This window comes from Hephaestia mangrovi (assembly GCF_019880555.1).
Lineage (GTDB): Bacteria > Pseudomonadota > Alphaproteobacteria > Sphingomonadales > Sphingomonadaceae > Sphingomonas > Sphingomonas mangrovi.
The window spans coordinates 444,306-460,420 of the sequence record NZ_JAINVU010000002.1; the positions used below are offsets into that span (position 1 = coordinate 444,306).

Sequence of the window (16,115 nt, forward strand, 5' to 3'; positions counted from 1 at the left end):
TCGAGGCCGGCCGACGGATATCCCGCCAGGCCGGCCCTCCATCACTGTGTCAGATGCGCGGTAGCGACAGCCTGACGGAACAGGGCGTTGAGCGCGTCCGGAATTGAATCGTCGGTCGACACTTTCTGATAAAGGCCCGGAGATGCGCAGGATTGCAACGCAGGCGCTACGTTAGGAAGATAAGGAGCGACGTTAGTCTGTGACCAGTTGTCGCCGGTCAGTGATTCGGGCAAATACTCAGTATAAAGAATAGCGATCCGGATATTGCGCTTCTTGATAGCCTCGCATTGGTCGAGGTGCGTCGGCTGTAGCTCACGATGCGTGCGACCCATCCCGCTCAGATTTTCGTCGCTCATACCATCGGTGATGATGAACATCACCTCTTGCGGATCGTCCTTAGTTTGGCCGGTGCCGGGATTCGGCATGATGCTGTTCATCTGATCGAACGCGGACTTGAAATTGGTCGACTGGTCGTCGATGTTCGACGAAGAGCTGATCCAGCCGTTTTGATACCATAGGGTCATCGGCAGATTGGTTGACTTCGTTACGACCGACTGCACATTGCTGTCGCTATCCAAATCGGTAAGCGGCGCGACTTGTCCGTAGTTCGATGTTTTCGGACTGTAATAATCGAAGCGATAGACACCCATCCGATACATCACCTTATTATCGTCGGCGATTTCCTTCGCTGTCGGGACAAGTTGCTGCACCGCCTCTTGCTCGGCATCGATGCGCATTTCGATGTTTGGCTTGCCATTGTACGCAAGATTGTTGTGCGCCAACCAATATGAGTCGGCGTACATGCCGCTCGATTCTTTGGCGATCTTAACGGATTTTCCCTTGCTGTTGGTCGAATAGATGTAGCCGTTGGAAACATTGTCGACGCTGTAGGCATTACCGTTGCTGTCGAGCCAGATATTCTTCTTTTTGTTGTCCTGAATGTAGATATTTTCGCTGTGCGGGTCTGAGAGATGGCAAGCAAAGGCGCAGCCGGTGATCGTGCGCATACGCGTCAAGCCGTCCGACGTTGAAGGCAGCAACATCGACGGCGATGTGTCTAGCAACAGATAGAAATTGATATATGGCGCCTTGTCCGCGGTCGCGGTGGAGGTGCCGCCGATGGCAAGCGTCTCTTTGCCCAGAATGCCGCCGAAAGCGTTCTTCGACTGGGCATGCCAGGTGACGACAGCCTCACGCCCCGGCGAAGAAGCGTTGTAAATCGGCGTGATCGTCACATCCAGGTCGTCCGAGTTGAAGATGAGGTCGCTGCCTAGGGACGCTGCCTGGGCAACGAACATGTTTTCCGCCGTCGTCTTCGCTTCGTCGTCGCTCTTGAGCATCATGGGTTGGGTGACGGCGGCGAGGGCGGCGGCGTCCCCGATCGCGTCGAGTTTGCTCTGCAGTCGCGCCGCGCGCGAATAGTCGACCCCCATGCCGGTTGCGAACACCATCGGAATCATCGCGAAGGCGAAGATCATCAGCACGTTGCCGCGACGGCTGGTGCGGAACTTGGCGAGCAGGGCGGTTACCCGTTCTTTCATGGCTGAAAACCCTTGGGGCGTGCGGCTGGTCATGTGCAGTCGGAGCAGGCGACCGAATTCGACCGGCGCGGGTTCATGTAGATGTGATCGGTGAATGTGATCGGACCGATAAGCGTGGCCGCGACCCTCGGCTTATAATGATAGGTGATCTGGCTCAGCACGATATAGGTATCAGGAACGGCGATGTTCGTGGGCACGTCGAGGTCGCTTGCCTTCATCACTGTGCCGTCGTTCGATCGGCTCCAGTCGATCGATGGATTGCCCTTGTCGTCGAACTTGATCTGCGTGACGATCATCGTTGTATCATCGGTGGGATAGGGCGACATCACCTGACGCGCTCCGTCGATAATGGTATCGACTTCGGCTTGCGTGATCGTGACATACTGCGTGGTCACGTCGGCCAGCGTGCGATCGGAGAGGACGACCTTGCGATAGGCCGAGATCGCGTCCATCAACTGCGCCCCGCCGATATAGAGCAAGATCATGAACGGCGCGGCCATCGCAAACTCGACGGCGCCGAGTGCGCGGCGATCGCGTGCCAGTCCGCGCAAGCGGGTGAGGAGCGCGGCGCCGATCATTTCACATAGGACTCTGTCTTGAACACCGACGTCGCGATTAGCAGGCGCTTGCCGCCTTGCGCGTTCGAGAAGTCAAGATCGAGCGGGCCACCGATCACGGGAAAGAGATACATGGTCCGCATCACGACGATGCTGCCCGGAGAGCCAGGATTGAACTGCCAGTTGTTGATGATCTTGCCGTCCTTATCGTATTTCAACACCGGCGCGGACGTACTGATGTCGGCAAAGCTGCTGGCCGATTGCACGTCGATCATGAGATCGGTGCACTTCATGAAGGCCGGCAGGTTGCTGCACGCCGCTTGCTGGAAGTCCGATTGGCTCATGCCTGCGTTCTGCGCCTGGTTGGTGACGAGTTGGCGTGCCGTCTCTTCCGCGGTCGTTTCCAGCGTTTGCTGGGCAAAGAAGATAAGACTGGTCTGGATCGTTGCGAGCATCAGCGCTATGAGGGGAGCGGCGACCGCCGCGAACTCGATGATCGTCGCGGCGCTTCGGTCACGTGACAGGGTGCGCAGCCTCGCGAGGAGGTGCGACATCGCAGCAGGCTTCGTGCTTCCGCCCGGCATCGTTTCAGGTCCCCGGTCCCATGGTCCCGAGCCTGCCTAGGCCCATAGCTCTTAAGAAATTCTCAACTGCGGGAGGCTCGGTTTCGCGCTATGGCCGCGGCGATGATCTCCGAACGACCTGATATTCAGCTGGCGATTAATTATGCGAGGACAGGTCGCGCCGGTGCGACCGCGCTGTTTGCGCTTGATGCCCGTCTATCAGAAATCGTGCGCCGGAATAACGACCCGCTGGTCGGCCAGATGCGACTGACTTGGTGGCGTGATGCGATCGAGGCGCTTGACCGCGTGCCGCCGCCGGCTGAGCCCGTCCTGCGCGCGCTTGCCGAACATGTCCTGCCGTCCGGCACGCAAGGTTCGGCGCTGGCGGAGATCACCACTGGCTGGGAAGCATTGTTGGAGGAGCCGTTTGGCGATGAAGCGATCATGCGGCACGGCGTCCGCGGCGCGACTCTGTTCAGGGCGCTCGCCGCGGTTACGGAAGCTCATGACAAGGCGATCGCTGATGCTGGGCATGGATGGGCGCTTGCCGATCTTGCATCGCACTTGGGCGATCCCGTGATGGCCGGGCGTGCCGCCGCGCTTGCGCGGCCTCATCTGCAGGCGGCGTTTACGCAAAGATGGAGCCGATCGGGGCGTATGATCGGTGCGCTGGCGTTGATGGCACGACAAGATCTGGATGAGTCGCGCCCGGCGGTTAGGATCGGCCGGTTGATGTGGCATCGACTCACCGGGCGCTAGCTGGTTGCGCTCGGAAATGAATCGGTTAGCTTTGGGGCTAGGGGAGATCGGGATGTGGCGATATTTGGCGGGCGGCGTCGCGGCGTTGCTGCTTGTGACTGCGGGCTTCATATTTTTCCGGTCGGGCGCCAAGCCGGACCAGCCGCTGTTCGCGCCGGCCCCGCAAACCGCCTCCAGCCCGGCGGCGTTGCCCTCTGCCGCTCCGTCGGCGAGCGAAAGAACGCGCGAGCAGAAGCGTTTCGATCGCTATGACAAGGATCGTGACGGGCTGATCACGAGGGATGAATATCTCGCGTCGCGGCACAAGGCGTTCGCCAAGCTCGACACCAATCACGATGGGCAATTGTCGTTCGAGGAATGGGCGATCACAACCACGACCAAGTTCGCGACGGCCGATGCCGATCATTCGGGCACCCTGACGCCGGCGGAATTTCTGACGACAAAGGTGGTTCGCAAGACAACGCCCAAATGCGCGTGCTCGGCGCCGTCCTCCGACGAGTAGAGCGATCTATGCCGGCTCCAGCCAATCGGTGAGTGCCGCGCGGGCCCGGGCGGTGTAGAGCTTCTTGCGGTCGGCCTTCTTCGAACGCCCGGCAATCGGCGGGAACAAGCCGAAATTGACGTTCATCGGCTGGTAGGTCTCGGCCTCGGCAGCGCCGGTGATGTGCCCGAGCAGCGCCCCGAGCGCGGTTTCCGCTGGCGGCGGCGCGAGCGTGTGGCCAGCCAGTTCGGCGGCGGCGAACCGGCCCGCGAGCAGCCCGATCGCGGCGCTTTCCACATAGCCTTCGCAGCCCGTGATCTGGCCCGCAAAGCGAATATTGGGGCGCGATTTCAGGCGCAGCACCGGATCGAGCAGTTCCGGCGAGCGGATGAAGGTATTGCGATGCAGCCCGCCCAGCCGAGCGAATTCCGCTTGTTCGAGGCCGGGAATCGTGCGGAACAATCGCACCTGCTCGGCATATTTGAGCTTGGTCTGGAAGCCGACCATGTTCCACAATGTGCCCCTGGCATTGTCCTGGCGCAGCTGCACCACCGCATAGGGCCAGCGGCCGGTGCGCGGATCATCGAGGCCGACCGGCTTCATCGGGCCATAGCGCAGCGTATCGACGCCGCGCTCGGCCATCACCTCGATCGGCATGCAGCCCTCGAAATAGGGCGTGTTCTTTTCCCACTCGCGGAATTCGGTCTTCTCGCCATCGAGCAGCCCCTGATGGAAAGCGAGATATTGCTCCTTGTCCATCGGGCAATTGATGTAATCCTTGCCCTCGCCCTTGTTCCAGCGCGACTGGAACCACGCCGTCTCCATGTCGATCGTGTCGAAATGAACGATCGGCGCGATGGCGTCGAAGAAGGCCAGCGATTCCGCGCCGGTCGCCGCGCCGATACTGTCGGCAAGTCCGGTAGCGGTGAGCGGCCCGGTCGCGACGATCGCAAGGCCTTCGGCGGGCAGCGTATCGACCCGTTCGCGAACGATCGTAATATTGGGATGCGCTTGCAACGCGGCGGTGACGCCCGCCGAGAAGCCATCGCGATCGACCGCGAGCGCGGAACCGGCGGGCACCTTGTGCGCATCGCCTTCGCGCAGGATCAGCGAGCCTAGTGCGCGCATCTCGGCATGGAGCAGGCCGACGGCATTGCTCTCCGCGTCATCGGATCGGAAGCTGTTCGAGCAGACCAGCTCGGCAAGGCCGTCGGTCTGGTGAGCGGGCGTCATTTCGCCCGAGCCGCGCATTTCGGAAAGGCGGACGCGAAAGCCGGCCTCGGCAAGTTGCCAGGCGGCTTCCGAACCAGCGAGTCCGCCGCCGATGACATGGATATCGTGATTGGTCATGCGCGGTCGCTTAGCATCTTCGTGCCGCGCGAACAGGGGATGCTTGCCGGCACCCCGCCGGACGGCGACAAGAAAGCGGAAAGGGAGGCGCGATGCGTGCGATTCTGGGGGCAGCGATCATTGCCGGCGCGAGCTATTGCCTCGCGGCATGGTTCGGTTGGCACGGCCCGGCGACGGTGGTGTGGAAGGGAGCCGGCGTCGCGCTGCTTGCCGTGTGGGCGGCGATGCAGGCGCGCGATATCGACGGCTGGTTGCTCGCCGCCGTGATGGCGCTGGGCGCGACCGGCGACATATTGCTCGAGACGGCCGGGCTGACTGTAGGGGCGCTGGCATTCCTGCTCGGCCATCTTGTCGCGATCCTGCTCTATCTACGGCACCGACGTGATCGCCTGTCGGCCAGTCAGCGGGCATTGGGTGTCATCGTCATGCCGCTGGTGATCGCGATCGCGGCAGCGATGACGCGGCAGATCGGCGTCGCGATATATACCGCGGCGCTCGGCGGGATGGCGGCGGCGGCCTGGACCAGCGCGTTTCCGCGATACCGCGTTGGGATCGGGGCGATGATGTTCGTCGCGTCGGACCTGCTCATCTTCTCCCGGGCCGGGCCGCTCGCCGGATCGATCGTGCCGACGCTGCTTGTCTGGCCGCTCTATTTCGCGGGCCAGGCGCTGATCGCGACCGGCGTAGCCGACACGCTGGCTCGGCGGGCGCCGGCTTGACGCCCGCCGAGCCACGCCATCACTTGCAGACGACCTGCTGGTTGTTCTGATCGATCGACTTGCCGGCCAGCGCGCCCGCCGCGCCGCCCAGAAGCGTGCCGACGATCCGCGAATGGCCGCCATCGATCACATTGCCCAGAATCCCGCCGGCCGCGCCGCCGATGATCAACCCGGTCGTGCCGTCATTGCGCTTGCAATAATAGCGCCCGTCATTGCCGGCATAGACGCGGTCTTGCGGCGACAGGACGCGTTCGGGCGCATTGGGCTCGGCGCGATAGTAACGTGAGGGATCGTAGCCATTCTCATCGCGCTCGTAATAGCCGTTGTCGCGATAGCCGGGCGGCGCGGAGCGATCGTCGTAATAGCCGTTGCGGCGATCGCGGTCCTGCGCCGCGCGATAGCGGTCGAACTCGTCCTGAAAGCGGGCGAGCTCGCTCTGGAAACGCGCCTGCGCCTGGGCGAAGCGCGCCTGTTCCTCAACCGTCTGCGCGGCGGCGGGAGCGGTGGCGGCAGCAAGCGTGCCGAGGGCGGCGGCGGTGATCAGCATGGTCTTCAACATCATCGGGGCTTCCTTCACGCATTCGATCGCATCGCGCTACGCCGCTTCGGCAAAACGGTCGCTTAACGAGATGGCGGCACGGCCGGCATTTACCTTTCGGTAACCATCGGGGCGTTACCATATATTAACGCTATTCGCCGGGTTTCGGACCCGTTGCCCTGGAGCATCACATGCGTCCGTCGACGATAGCCTTGTGCCTTTCGCTCTTTGCGACCGGCGGCTGCGCGATTCTGCACACGCCGCCGCCGCCGGGCACCAGCGTGACGATCGAGCCCGAATCGCCGAGCGAAGGAGCCGAATGGCGCACGGTCGCGCGGCCGGAGGATCAGCAGCGGATCGATGCGATCGATGCACGCTGGCATGCGGCGATCGACGCGTTGCCCCACAGCCTGCGCCCGCCCACTGCCGCCGACCGCCAATTGCTCGATCCGCAAGCCGCCCGTCCGTTGGTTGCCCTGCCGCCCGGCGGATACGAATGCCGCCGCATCCGGCTCGGCGGGTGGGCGAAGCTGACGCGGTTCAAGCCTGATACCTGCTATGTGAAGCTCGATGGGAACAAGCTGTCCTATACCACCCAGACCGGCCGGCTGATGCCCGGCGGCTGGCTCTATCCCGACAGCGACACGCGGCAGGTATTGCTGGCGACCGATCGGCCGGCCGGCGTCCAGGTCGCACCCGCTTATGGCGTCGAGGCGAAGCGCGATCTGATCGGCGTGATCGAGCGGCTGGGGCCGCTGCGGTGGCGGCTCACCATTCCGCGTGATGACGAGCTCGACGTTTGGGAAATCACTCCCTGGCCCAAGCAGAAGCTGGAGGACTGATGCGGGCAGCACGCGCCGGGTGATTGCGGCGAAAATATGGCAAAGGTCACGGAAGGTCACGCTCCTACGCGCGAGGGGCGATCGCCGCACCGATATGCGAAAGAAGCGGAAACGGGCCCACGCCAGATCATCCATCCGGTGTGGCAAAGCTTTTCCAACATTGACAGCGGTGGGGTGGTGGGGGCGATGCCCCCGCCACCGATACCGGCCACGATCAATGCGGACGGCCAATGCCCCAATTGCCGAATTCGCAGGTGCCATCATAATCGTTGAAGCCGCGGATCGCGATAGTGCGGGCGCGGCGATCGATCGTCACGGTCGGCCGGTGGAGCAGGTTGAGGCGATAGCGCGCCGTCACCCGGTCGTTGCCGAAGCGAATGTTGGTCAGCGGCCACCAGCCGTTGTGGCCGCCCGAATTGATTGTGGGCAGCAGCTTGCCGCTCAGCCGGATGCGGCCCGATCCGTTACGGATCTCGACCTGCACCGAGGCGCGCATCAGATTGCGATCGCCATGCCCGCGCGCTTCGTAGCTTTGCGCGCGCTCATCCCAATCGAAGTCCGTGTTGGTGGAGAACAGGCCGGGGCGCTCCCCGCGACCCCAGCAGATCGCAGTCATTTGCTTGCCCCAGACCGGCGGTCGTGGGCCGGGCAATGGCGGCACCGGCCCGCCACGGCACTCGGCCGCCGGGCGCGATACGATCGAGGCATATTTGCCATTGCGCGTGGTAATGGCCGCACAGCTGCGGTCGCGATCCTTCTGCCAATAGGCGATGCCGGCGCTGACCCGCGTTCGGCGATAGCCGCGCCGCGCGATCTCCGCCTCGGCCGGTGGTCCGGCGCGGGCGTTGACCATGTCGCGCAGATCGAAAGGCGTGCCTGACGCAACCGGGGGCGGCGGGCGATGGCGCGCCTCCTGTGGCGAGGCCGGCGCGGCGGCGATGAGAAACAGCGGCGTGGCCGCAACGCAGACGAACAGAGGACGACGCATGGCTCAACCCTCCTGCAGGATCACACGCTCTGGCGGCGCGCGCGCCGCTTGAATAGCACGATCGGCGGGCGGCGCGCAGCGAAATCGCGTGGCTGCGCGGGCCGAAAGCGGTGGATGCGGCGGCGATGAGGATCTCACCGCCGCCGCCCGTCGTCAGCCCTTGATGAAGGCAAGCAGATCGGCGTTGATCACGTCAGGATGGACGGTGCACATGCCGTGCGGATAGCCGGGATAGACCTTCAGTGTCGCGTGCGGAGCGATCTTGGCCGAAAGCTCGGCGGAATCGTGGATCGGCACGATCTGGTCATCGTCGCCGTGCATCACCAGGCAGGGGACGTCGATCTTCTTCAGATCTTCGGTGAAGTCGGTCTCGGAGAAGGCCTGGATGCACTCGTAATGCGCCAGCGCGGAGCCCATCATGCCCTGCAGCCACCAATGATCGATGATGCCCTGCGAAGGCTCGGCGCCGTCGCGGTTGAAGCCATAGAACGGCACCGGCACGTCCTTGTACATCTGCGCGCGATTGGCGGCGAGCTGCGCACGGAAGCCGTCGAACACCTCGATCGGGGTGCCCTGCGGATTGCTGCCGGACTTGACCATGATCGGCGGAACGGCACCGATCAGCACCGCCTTGGCGACCCGCGCGGTGCCATGGCGACCGATATAGCGCGCCACCTCGCCGCCGCCGGTCGAATGCCCGATCATCACTGCATCGGTGACGTCGAGCGCGTCGAACAGCTGCGCCAGATCGTCGGCGTAGGTATCCATGTCGTTGCCGCCCGCGGTCTGGCTCGATCGGCCGTGGCCGCGGCGATCGTGGGCGATGACGCGAAAGCCGTTGCGGACGAAGAACAGCATCTGCGCGTCCCAGTCGTCGGCGGTGAGCGGCCAGCCGTGGCTGAAGGTGACGATCGGGCCGGCGCCCCAATCCTTGTAGAAGATATCGGTGCCGTCGCTGGTGGTGATGAACGCCATGATGCTGCTCCTGGTGAGAGAAAGCGAGCGGAACGGCGCATTCTTAACGCTGCATATCCGCTGGCGGCGCCAGCATATTGCAATGCAACATGAGTCGCCACTGCTCAAAAGGCGGATCGAAGGGAGCGCCCGATCGGTCGAATGACGGGTACGGCCGGCGGGGTCGGCTTCTACCCCACGCTCACGAAGCTATCCATCACCCGCTTTCGGCCGGCCTGCTCGAAGTCGATTTCCAGCTTGTTGCCTTCGATCTCGGCGATTTCGCCATAGCCGAATTTCTGGTGGAACACGCGCATCCCGACCGAGAGGTCTGCGCGGCCCTTGTTGCCGAGGCTGACGGCCGACGCGCGCGATTCGATCACACGGGCGGGCTCGCGGGTGAAGGTGCGTGGCTTGAACCCGCCGCCGGGACTCTTCAGGTCGATGCCCGCCGCGCGTTGCCAGCCCGGGCCACGGCCGGTGCCGCGCCCGACATCGGCGAATGGATCGGCGCGCTCAGACCAATTGGCGCGCCACAGGCTTTCGCCGCCCGACATGGTGCTTTCGCTCTCGATGTGATCCTGCGGCAGCTCGCCGACGAAGCGGCTGGGAATGCTGGAATTCCACTGGCCGTAGATGCGGCGGTTGGCGGCATGGAGAATGGTGGCGCGGCGCCGTGCACGGGTGATAGCGACATAGGCGAGGCGGCGTTCCTCCTCCAGTGAGGCGAGCCCGCCTTCATCGAGCGCGCGCTGCGAGGGGAACAGCCCTTCCTCCCAGCCGGCGAGGAACACGGTGTCGAACTCGAGCCCCTTGGCGGCGTGGATCGTCATGATCGTTGCCTTGGCCTCGTCGGCGGTGGCGTCGTTGTCCATGACGAGGCTGACATGCTCGAGGAACGCGCCGAGCGTCTCATATTCCTCCATCGCGCGGACCAGCTCGGTCAGGTTTTCCAACCGCCCGGCGGCTTCGGCGCTGCGATCGGCCTGGAGCATCGCGGTGTAGCCGCTTTCGTCGAGCATTTGCCGGGCGAGTTCGGGGTGCGGCAGGTCCATGTCGCGCCAGCGGGCGACGTCGCCGATGAAATTGCCCAGGGATCGGCGCGCCTGCGGGGTCAGCTCGTCGGTGTCGAGGATGCGGGCGGCGGCGATCGACAGGGGCACGCTCTCGGCGCGGGCGAGCTGGTGGATCTTGGCGATTGCCTTGTCGCCGAGGCCACGCTTGGGGGTGTTGACGATACGCTCGAAGGCGAGGTCGTCGGCGGGCTGGTGCACGAGGCGCAGATAAGCGAGCGCGTCGCGGATTTCGGCACGTTCGTAGAAGCGGAAGCCGCCGACGATGCGATAGGGCAGGCCGATCGCGATGAAACGGTCTTCGAATTCGCGCGTCTGGTGCTGGGCGCGGACGAGGATCGCGACGTCGTTGAGGCCGGTGCCGTTGCGTTGCGCCGCCTCGATCTCCTCGCCGACGCGGCGCGCTTCCTCGGGGCCGTCCCACACGCCGACGACGCGGACCTTCTCGCCAGCGTCGAGCTCGGTCCACAGCGTTTTGCCGAGACGCCCGCTATTCTGCGCGATCACGCCTGAGGCGGCGCCGAGAATGTGCGGGGTCGAGCGGTAATTCTGTTCGAGCTTGATGACGGCAGCGCCCGGAAAGTCCTTCTCGAATTTCAGAATATTCTCCAACTGCGCCCCGCGCCACGAATAGATCGACTGGTCGTCGTCGCCGACGCAGGCGATGTTCTTGCGCTCCTGCGCCAGCAGCCGCAGCCAGAGATATTGGACCGCATTGGTGTCCTGATATTCGTCGACCATGATGTATTTGAAGCGCCGCTGATAGTCGGCGAGCACGTCGCGATGCGTCTTCAGGATGACCAGCATGTGGAGCAGCAGGTCGCCGAAATCGCAGGCGTTGAGCGCCTGCAGCCGCGCCTGATACTGCGCGTAGAGCTCGCCGCCGCGGCCGTTGGCGTAGCGTTCGCTCTCGCCGGCGTCGATGTCGGCCGGGGTGAGGCCCTTGTTCTTCCATTGGTCGATCAGCCCGCCGAGCTGACGCGCTGGGAAGCGCTTCTCGTCGATATCGGCGGCGGTGATCAGCTGCTTGAGCAGCCGCAACTGGTCATCGGTGTCGAGGATGGTGAAGTTCGAGTGCAGGCCGACCAGTTCGGCATGGCGGCGCAGCATCTTGGCGCCGATCGCGTGGAAGGTGCCGAGCCACGGCATCCCCTCGACCACTTCGCCGACCAGCCGGCCGACCCGCGCCTTCATCTCGCGCGCCGCCTTGTTGGTGAAGGTGACCGCGAGGATCTCCGACGGCCACGCCTTGCGCGTGTAGAGCAAATGCGCGAGCCGAGCGGTCAGGCACGCGGTCTTGCCGGTGCCCGCGCCGGCCAGCACCAGCACCGGCCCCTCGGTCGTCAGCACCGCCTCGCGTTGAGGATCGTTGAGGCCGCGCAGATAAGGTGGATCGGCAGGTGAAGGCGCGGGAAGGGGCATCCGTGAACAGGTAGGGAACGCGGGCGTGCGGGGCAACCGTGTTGAATCGCGTCTTGCGGTTGTCATGGTGCTGCGGCACGGTGGCCTGGACCAAGATCAGGGAATCGCGAATGATTTCACGACGCTCGGCGCTGTTGGGCATGGGGGCCGGCCTCGTGGCGCCATGGATCGCCGGGCGGGCCGTGGCGGCCGATGGGCCGCTGGTCGTCCCGATCGCCATCCAGGGGCCGCGCATCCTGGTCGCCGTGGGGATAGACGGGCAGGGTCCGTTCTTCTTCATGATCGACACCGGCGGCACGCTCAGTCTGATCGACAATGCACTGGCGAGGCAGCTCAAGCTACCGGTGGTATCGGGCCACCTCATCCGCGGCGGCAACGGCAAGAGCACCAGCTCGGCGCTTTATCGGGCGCGCGAGGTATCGATCGGCAACGTCGTGCGTGACGGCAATCTGGCCTTCAACGGCGTCGACGGCTTCGGCTTCGGCGAGGATATTCGCGGCACGTTCGCCGCCGGCGCGCTGACCGCCTATGACAGCGTTCTCGACCTCGATCGCGGCGAGTGGCGCATCTATCGCAACGGATTACCCGATTTGCCGGGCTTCACCCCGATCGAGTCGGATGTCGGCCATCCGACCCGTCACGGCTCGGCCTATATGTACGCCACGGCGTCGCTCGACGGGCAGAGCTACCGCTTCCTGCTCGATACGGGGGCGCCCGCGGGCGTCCGGCTCTATCCGGAGGCGGTGCGGCGCAGCAGCCTGTGGGGCAAGGGTTCCTATGCGCCGGTCAGGAGCAGTGGTGTCGGCGGCCGTGGCGCGATCGACCGGATCGTCCGCGCGGGCGCGCTCAACCTCGGTGGCATAGCGTTCGATCGGCCGCTGGTGCATCTCGACGGCGGCGGCCGCGGCCAGCGTGTCGCCGATGGCGTGATCGGCTTCGCTGTCCTGCGGCAGCTCAATATCGCGACCGATGTACGTCACCGCCGGCTGCTGATCGAACACAATCGTCTGCACCCGCCGCCCGAACGCGCCTCGACATCGGGCCTGTGGATCGACCAGAGGGGCGACACGCTGGTGGTCGCGGATGTCGGTCGCGGCAGCCCGGCCGCCGCGGCGGGGATCGTGCCGGGAGACATCATCGCCGGCCATCGCCTGGGCGATGTGGTCCACGCGCTCGGGAGCGGCGCCGGCGCCACCGTCGGCCTGACGATCGAACATGACGGCACGCCACGGCGCGTGTCGATTGCGCTGGCCGACTATCTGTAACGCGGATCAGGGCGCTGGCCGGGCCGTCGTGATCCCATCGCCCAACAGGTCGCCGTTGACTGTCTGGCCGTAATAGTCGCCTTTCTTGTGGAACTGCGCCTTGGCCGCGGCGATCGTGCCGGTCTGGCGCGGGTCGCGCGGGCGGTCATGGCTGTCGACGAAGGCGGCGACGTCCCAGGCTTGCTGGTCGGTGAGCGTGCCGCCCTGGCCGAACGGCATGTTCGCCTTGATGAATGCCGCAGCATTGGCGATCTTGCCCATGCCGGCGCCCCAATTGAACGAGTTCGGGCCCCAAAGCGGCGGATAGGCGTAGCTGCCGTCCGCATTTTTCGCGCCCTGGCCATCGGCGCCGTGGCAGGCGGCGCATTGGTCGACGAACACGGTGGCGCCGCGAGCAGGATCGTGGCCCTGCGCGGTGGCGGCAAGCTCGGGATAGCCGCGGCCGGCGGGCGGCTTGCCGGTCGGCAGGCCGGTGGCGAGCCAGTAGAAATAGATTTCCAGGTCGGCATAGATCGGGTTGCCCGGCGGAGGCGGTCCGCCGCTCGGTGAGGCCGGCGCGTTCATCGAATAGCGGAAGCATTCGAGGATGCGGCGTTCCATCGTGTTGATCTCGCCATTCTTGGCGCGATAGGCGGGGTAGCTTACCCACGCCGCCCACATTGGCGCGGCACCGGCGGTGCGGCCGCCATCGAGATGACAATTGCCGCAGGATAGTCCGTTGCCGACATAATTGCCGGCATGGGCGCGGGTGTGGAGGAAGATCGCCTCGCCGCGACGGATGGCGTCACCCTCCGGGCCATCGGGAATGGTCGATTCCGCAGGGGGCGTGAAGGCTGTGGATGAAGCGCGGGGCGCGGGCGCCGGGGCCGCGCCGGTTGCGGGGTGCGCCCGGGTGCCGGCGTTGTAGCCGAAGCCGATGGCCGCCAGCCCGGCAATCGCGACGCAAAAGCCCAGCGTCATCAATTGCTGCGAGGTCCATGCGGCACGGGGGGCATCGGGATCGGTCATGCGGTTGGTCCGGGGTCGCTGAAGTCGCGCCGTTTCTAAGGCATGGCGAGATGAAATCGAAGCGGTTCGTAGTCGGCGCCGCCTGCTCGGTTCAAGGCGGAAACGGTAATGTGGAAGGGGCGACGAGATGTGCCGGCGCGGGGCGTGACGCGTAATTGTCATCAACTTGTCACACAGCGGCGCGATGGGCGATTTCCATGGCTACCAACTTCTTCGACGCCGCCGAGTCGGCGGGCCGGACCAGCCCGCGGTTCGATCGCCCGCTGCATCCCGCGGGGCGCTGGGCATTTCTGGCGATCATCATCGGCGCGGTGGTATATGCGGCGACCTCGATCTTCGTCGATACGCGGCACGTCGGCGAGACGTTGCAGGTCGGCGTGTTCCTGTTCCTCGGTCTGGCGCTGCTGATCGCGCTGGGCTTCGAGTTCGTCAACGGGTTCCACGATACCGCCAACGCGGTCGCCACGGTGATCTACACCAACTCGATGTCGCCCTCGGTGGCGGTAATCTGGTCGGGTGTGTTCAATTTCCTCGGCGTGATCGTGTCGTCGGGCGCGGTGGCTTATTCGATCATTACGCTGCTGCCGGTCGAGCTGATCCTGCACATCGGCAGCGCGGCGGGCTATGCGATGATCTTCGCACTGCTGTTCGCGGCGGTGTTGTGGAACCTGGCGACCTGGTTCGTCGGCCTGCCCAATTCATCGAGCCATGCGCTGATCGGATCGATCCTCGGCGTGGGCTTTGCCAACCAGCTCCTATCGGCCGGCAAGGGCGGTACCTCCGGCGTCGACTGGGGACAAGCCGAGAAGGTGCTTTCCTCGCTCCTGTTCAGCCCCTTGATGGGGTTCATCGGCGCGATGGTGCTGCTGTGGGTGATGAAGCTGCTGATCCGCAAGCCCGAGCTCTATCGGGAGCCGGACGGCAACAAGGCGCCGCCCAGGGGGATTCGCGCCCTGCTGATCGCGACCTGCACGGCCGTTTCGTTCGCGCATGGCGGCAATGACGGGCAGAAGGGCATGGGGCTGATCATGCTGATCCTGATCGGCTGTGCGCCGACCGCCTATGCGCTCAATCGCACGATGCCCGAAAGCGCGACCCCGGCCTTCGTGCAATCGACCAATCGCGCCGCGGCGATCTTCGAGGCGCACGGCGGCACCCCGATGCCGGTCAATCAGGCGCGTACCGTGCTCTCCGGCGCGTTGCAGGACAAGAAGGCGAATAACCCGGCCGTCTATGGCGCGATCGACACGGTGTCGCGCGATATCGCGGCGCGAATCTCGGGCTATGGCGCGTTGAGCAAGGTGCCCGCGGCGGTCACGCCCAACCTGCGCAACGACATGTATCTGGTGCTCGACACCAGCAGGATGGTGAGCGGCGCGAAGGAGGCCGGCGCGCGCTTCTCGAAAGCCGAGCTCGACGCGCTCAAAGCCTACCAGACGCATCTGCAGGACGGCACGCGCTACATTCCGTTCTGGGTGAAGGCGATCGTCGCGATCGCGCTGGGGCTCGGCACGATGGTCGGCTGGAAGCGGATCGTCGTCACGGTCGGCGAACGCATCGGCAAGGTCCATATGACATATGGGATGGGCGCGTCGGCCGAGATTGTCGCTGCGGGCACCATCCTGCTCGCCGAAGTCTATGGCATGCCGGTATCGACGACGCATATCCTGACCAGTGGCGTCGCCGGATCGGCCGTGGCGAACGGCGCCGGGCTGCAACGGCGCACGATCACCCACATGGTCGCGGCATGGCTGCTCACGTTGCCGGCAGCGATGCTGCTGTCGGGCGGGCTCTACTGGTTGCTGCTCACCGGCATCCGGCTGGCGGGATAAGGCCGGCCCCCGACTGGCCGGGGCAGCCTAGCCGCGCAATGTCCGCGTCACCGCATCGGCGCTCTGGATCGCGAGATGACCCGCGCTGGCGATCGCGACGCTGGCATCGTGGCTGATTCGCGGAGCGGGGTTGTCCACGGCGACGAGGCCGCCTGCCGCCAGCGCCAGGAGCAAGGCGTGGATCACCCGCCGGCGCGTCTTCGGTCTGCTCATGGTCGTCTCC

The 16,115-nt window shown here is 64.9% G+C and carries 16 protein-coding genes; 6 read left to right on the plus strand and 10 right to left on the minus strand.

Annotation, left to right across the window (positions count from 1 at the left end):
• Window positions 1-41: 41 nt before the first annotated feature.
• The 3 genes from K7G81_RS05995 to K7G81_RS06005 are packed head-to-tail and all read right to left on the minus strand — an operon-like array spanning window position 42 to window position 2,652.
• Window positions 42-1,574 (minus strand): pilus assembly protein TadG-related protein, encoded by a 1,533-nt coding sequence (locus K7G81_RS05995; RefSeq protein WP_223029831.1) that lies wholly within the window; start codon window positions 1,572-1,574, stop codon window positions 42-44.
• Window positions 1,571-2,119: a TadE/TadG family type IV pilus assembly protein gene (locus tag K7G81_RS06000; protein WP_223029832.1), complete on the minus strand. Its 549-nt coding sequence runs from the start codon at window positions 2,117-2,119 to the stop codon at window positions 1,571-1,573. The genes K7G81_RS05995 and K7G81_RS06000 overlap by 4 nt, the downstream gene beginning before the upstream one ends.
• Window positions 2,116-2,652, minus strand: coding sequence for a TadE/TadG family type IV pilus assembly protein (locus K7G81_RS06005; protein ID WP_223029833.1), 537 nt, complete (start codon window positions 2,650-2,652; stop codon window positions 2,116-2,118). The genes K7G81_RS06000 and K7G81_RS06005 overlap by 4 nt, the downstream gene beginning before the upstream one ends.
• Window positions 2,653-2,772: 120 nt before the next feature.
• Between K7G81_RS06005 and K7G81_RS06010 the strand changes: the two genes are divergently transcribed.
• The gene (locus K7G81_RS06010) at window positions 2,773-3,420 is read left to right on the plus strand and encodes a squalene/phytoene synthase family protein (protein WP_223029834.1); all 648 of its coding nucleotides are present in this window, start codon (window positions 2,773-2,775) and stop codon (window positions 3,418-3,420) included.
• A 52-nt stretch (window positions 3,421-3,472) separates the two neighbouring features.
• Window positions 3,473-3,922 (plus strand): EF-hand domain-containing protein, encoded by a 450-nt coding sequence (locus K7G81_RS06015; protein ID WP_223029835.1) that lies wholly within the window; start codon window positions 3,473-3,475, stop codon window positions 3,920-3,922.
• 6 nt (window positions 3,923-3,928) lie between these two features.
• Here the strand turns inward: K7G81_RS06015 and trmFO are convergent, their stop codons facing one another.
• Window positions 3,929-5,251, minus strand: coding sequence for a methylenetetrahydrofolate--tRNA-(uracil(54)-C(5))-methyltransferase (FADH(2)-oxidizing) TrmFO (gene trmFO / locus K7G81_RS06020; protein ID WP_223029836.1), 1,323 nt, complete (start codon window positions 5,249-5,251; stop codon window positions 3,929-3,931).
• A gap of 92 nt (window positions 5,252-5,343) precedes the next feature.
• On the opposite strand from trmFO, the gene K7G81_RS06025 reads away from it, so the two are divergent.
• Window positions 5,344-5,970 (plus strand): lysoplasmalogenase family protein, encoded by a 627-nt coding sequence (locus tag K7G81_RS06025; protein WP_223029837.1) that lies wholly within the window; start codon window positions 5,344-5,346, stop codon window positions 5,968-5,970.
• 19 nt (window positions 5,971-5,989) lie between these two features.
• Here K7G81_RS06025 and K7G81_RS06030 read toward each other — a convergent pair whose 3' ends face one another.
• The gene (locus tag K7G81_RS06030; protein ID WP_439649526.1) at window positions 5,990-6,532 is read right to left on the minus strand and encodes a glycine zipper 2TM domain-containing protein; all 543 of its coding nucleotides are present in this window, start codon (window positions 6,530-6,532) and stop codon (window positions 5,990-5,992) included.
• A 167-nt stretch (window positions 6,533-6,699) separates the two neighbouring features.
• On the opposite strand from K7G81_RS06030, the gene K7G81_RS06035 reads away from it, so the two are divergent.
• On the plus strand, window positions 6,700-7,350 hold the full coding sequence (locus K7G81_RS06035) for a DUF4893 domain-containing protein (protein WP_223029838.1): 651 nt from the start codon (window positions 6,700-6,702) through the stop codon (window positions 7,348-7,350).
• Between the two features lie 214 nt (window positions 7,351-7,564).
• On the opposite strand, the gene K7G81_RS06040 is transcribed toward K7G81_RS06035, so the two are convergent.
• From K7G81_RS06040 to K7G81_RS06050, 3 genes are all read right to left on the minus strand, one after another.
• On the minus strand, window positions 7,565-8,338 hold the full coding sequence (locus K7G81_RS06040; protein WP_223029839.1) for a hypothetical protein: 774 nt from the start codon (window positions 8,336-8,338) through the stop codon (window positions 7,565-7,567).
• Between the two features lie 153 nt (window positions 8,339-8,491).
• A complete protein-coding gene (locus K7G81_RS06045) occupies window positions 8,492-9,313 on the minus strand; it encodes an alpha/beta fold hydrolase (protein WP_223029840.1) in 822 nt (273 codons plus the stop codon).
• A 170-nt stretch (window positions 9,314-9,483) separates the two neighbouring features.
• Entirely contained in the window at window positions 9,484-11,787 is a 2,304-nt protein-coding gene (locus K7G81_RS06050; RefSeq protein WP_223029841.1) for an ATP-dependent helicase, read from the minus strand.
• 110 nt (window positions 11,788-11,897) lie between these two features.
• On the opposite strand from K7G81_RS06050, the gene K7G81_RS06055 reads away from it, so the two are divergent.
• Window positions 11,898-13,052: an aspartyl protease family protein gene (locus K7G81_RS06055; RefSeq protein ID WP_223029842.1), complete on the plus strand. Its 1,155-nt coding sequence runs from the start codon at window positions 11,898-11,900 to the stop codon at window positions 13,050-13,052.
• A gap of 6 nt (window positions 13,053-13,058) precedes the next feature.
• Here the strand turns inward: K7G81_RS06055 and K7G81_RS06060 are convergent, their stop codons facing one another.
• Window positions 13,059-14,060: a c-type cytochrome gene (locus K7G81_RS06060; RefSeq protein WP_255586659.1), complete on the minus strand. Its 1,002-nt coding sequence runs from the start codon at window positions 14,058-14,060 to the stop codon at window positions 13,059-13,061.
• A gap of 197 nt (window positions 14,061-14,257) precedes the next feature.
• Here K7G81_RS06060 and K7G81_RS06065 point away from each other — a divergent pair, with 197 nt between their 5' ends.
• Complete coding sequence (locus K7G81_RS06065; protein WP_223029843.1) at window positions 14,258-15,892, plus strand: inorganic phosphate transporter; 1,635 nt, start codon at window positions 14,258-14,260, stop codon at window positions 15,890-15,892.
• 27 nt (window positions 15,893-15,919) lie between these two features.
• On the opposite strand, the gene K7G81_RS06070 is transcribed toward K7G81_RS06065, so the two are convergent.
• Window positions 15,920-16,105, minus strand: a complete 186-nt coding sequence (locus K7G81_RS06070; protein WP_223029844.1) for a hypothetical protein — start codon at window positions 16,103-16,105, stop codon at window positions 15,920-15,922.
• Window positions 16,106-16,115: the final 10 nt, after the last annotated feature.

Coding starts and splice junctions, on each gene's coding strand:
- K7G81_RS06035 (WP_223029838.1), top strand. CDS start 6,700: ATGCGTCCGTCGACGATAGCCTTGTGCCTTTCGCTCTTTGCGACCGGC.
- K7G81_RS06055 (WP_223029842.1), top strand. CDS start 11,898: ATGATTTCACGACGCTCGGCGCTGTTGGGCATGGGGGCCGGCCTCGTG.
- K7G81_RS06065 (WP_223029843.1), top strand. CDS start 14,258: ATGGCTACCAACTTCTTCGACGCCGCCGAGTCGGCGGGCCGGACCAGC.
- K7G81_RS06040 (WP_223029839.1), bottom strand. CDS start 8,338: ATGCGTCGTCCTCTGTTCGTCTGCGTTGCGGCCACGCCGCTGTTTCTC.
- K7G81_RS06030 (WP_439649526.1), bottom strand. CDS start 6,532: ATGATGTTGAAGACCATGCTGATCACCGCCGCCGCCCTCGGCACGCTT.
- K7G81_RS06005 (WP_223029833.1), bottom strand. CDS start 2,652: ATGTCGCACCTCCTCGCGAGGCTGCGCACCCTGTCACGTGACCGAAGC.
- K7G81_RS06060 (WP_255586659.1), bottom strand. CDS start 14,060: ATGACCGATCCCGATGCCCCCCGTGCCGCATGGACCTCGCAGCAATTG.
- K7G81_RS06015 (WP_223029835.1), top strand. CDS start 3,473: ATGTGGCGATATTTGGCGGGCGGCGTCGCGGCGTTGCTGCTTGTGACT.
- K7G81_RS06070 (WP_223029844.1), bottom strand. CDS start 16,105: ATGAGCAGACCGAAGACGCGCCGGCGGGTGATCCACGCCTTGCTCCTG.
- K7G81_RS06045 (WP_223029840.1), bottom strand. CDS start 9,313: ATGGCGTTCATCACCACCAGCGACGGCACCGATATCTTCTACAAGGAT.
- K7G81_RS06000 (WP_223029832.1), bottom strand. CDS start 2,119: ATGATCGGCGCCGCGCTCCTCACCCGCTTGCGCGGACTGGCACGCGAT.
- K7G81_RS06050 (WP_223029841.1), bottom strand. CDS start 11,787: ATGCCCCTTCCCGCGCCTTCACCTGCCGATCCACCTTATCTGCGCGGC.
- K7G81_RS06025 (WP_223029837.1), top strand. CDS start 5,344: ATGCGTGCGATTCTGGGGGCAGCGATCATTGCCGGCGCGAGCTATTGC.
- K7G81_RS06010 (WP_223029834.1), top strand. CDS start 2,773: ATGGCCGCGGCGATGATCTCCGAACGACCTGATATTCAGCTGGCGATT.
- K7G81_RS05995 (WP_223029831.1), bottom strand. CDS start 1,574: ATGACCAGCCGCACGCCCCAAGGGTTTTCAGCCATGAAAGAACGGGTA.
- trmFO (WP_223029836.1), bottom strand. CDS start 5,251: ATGACCAATCACGATATCCATGTCATCGGCGGCGGACTCGCTGGTTCG.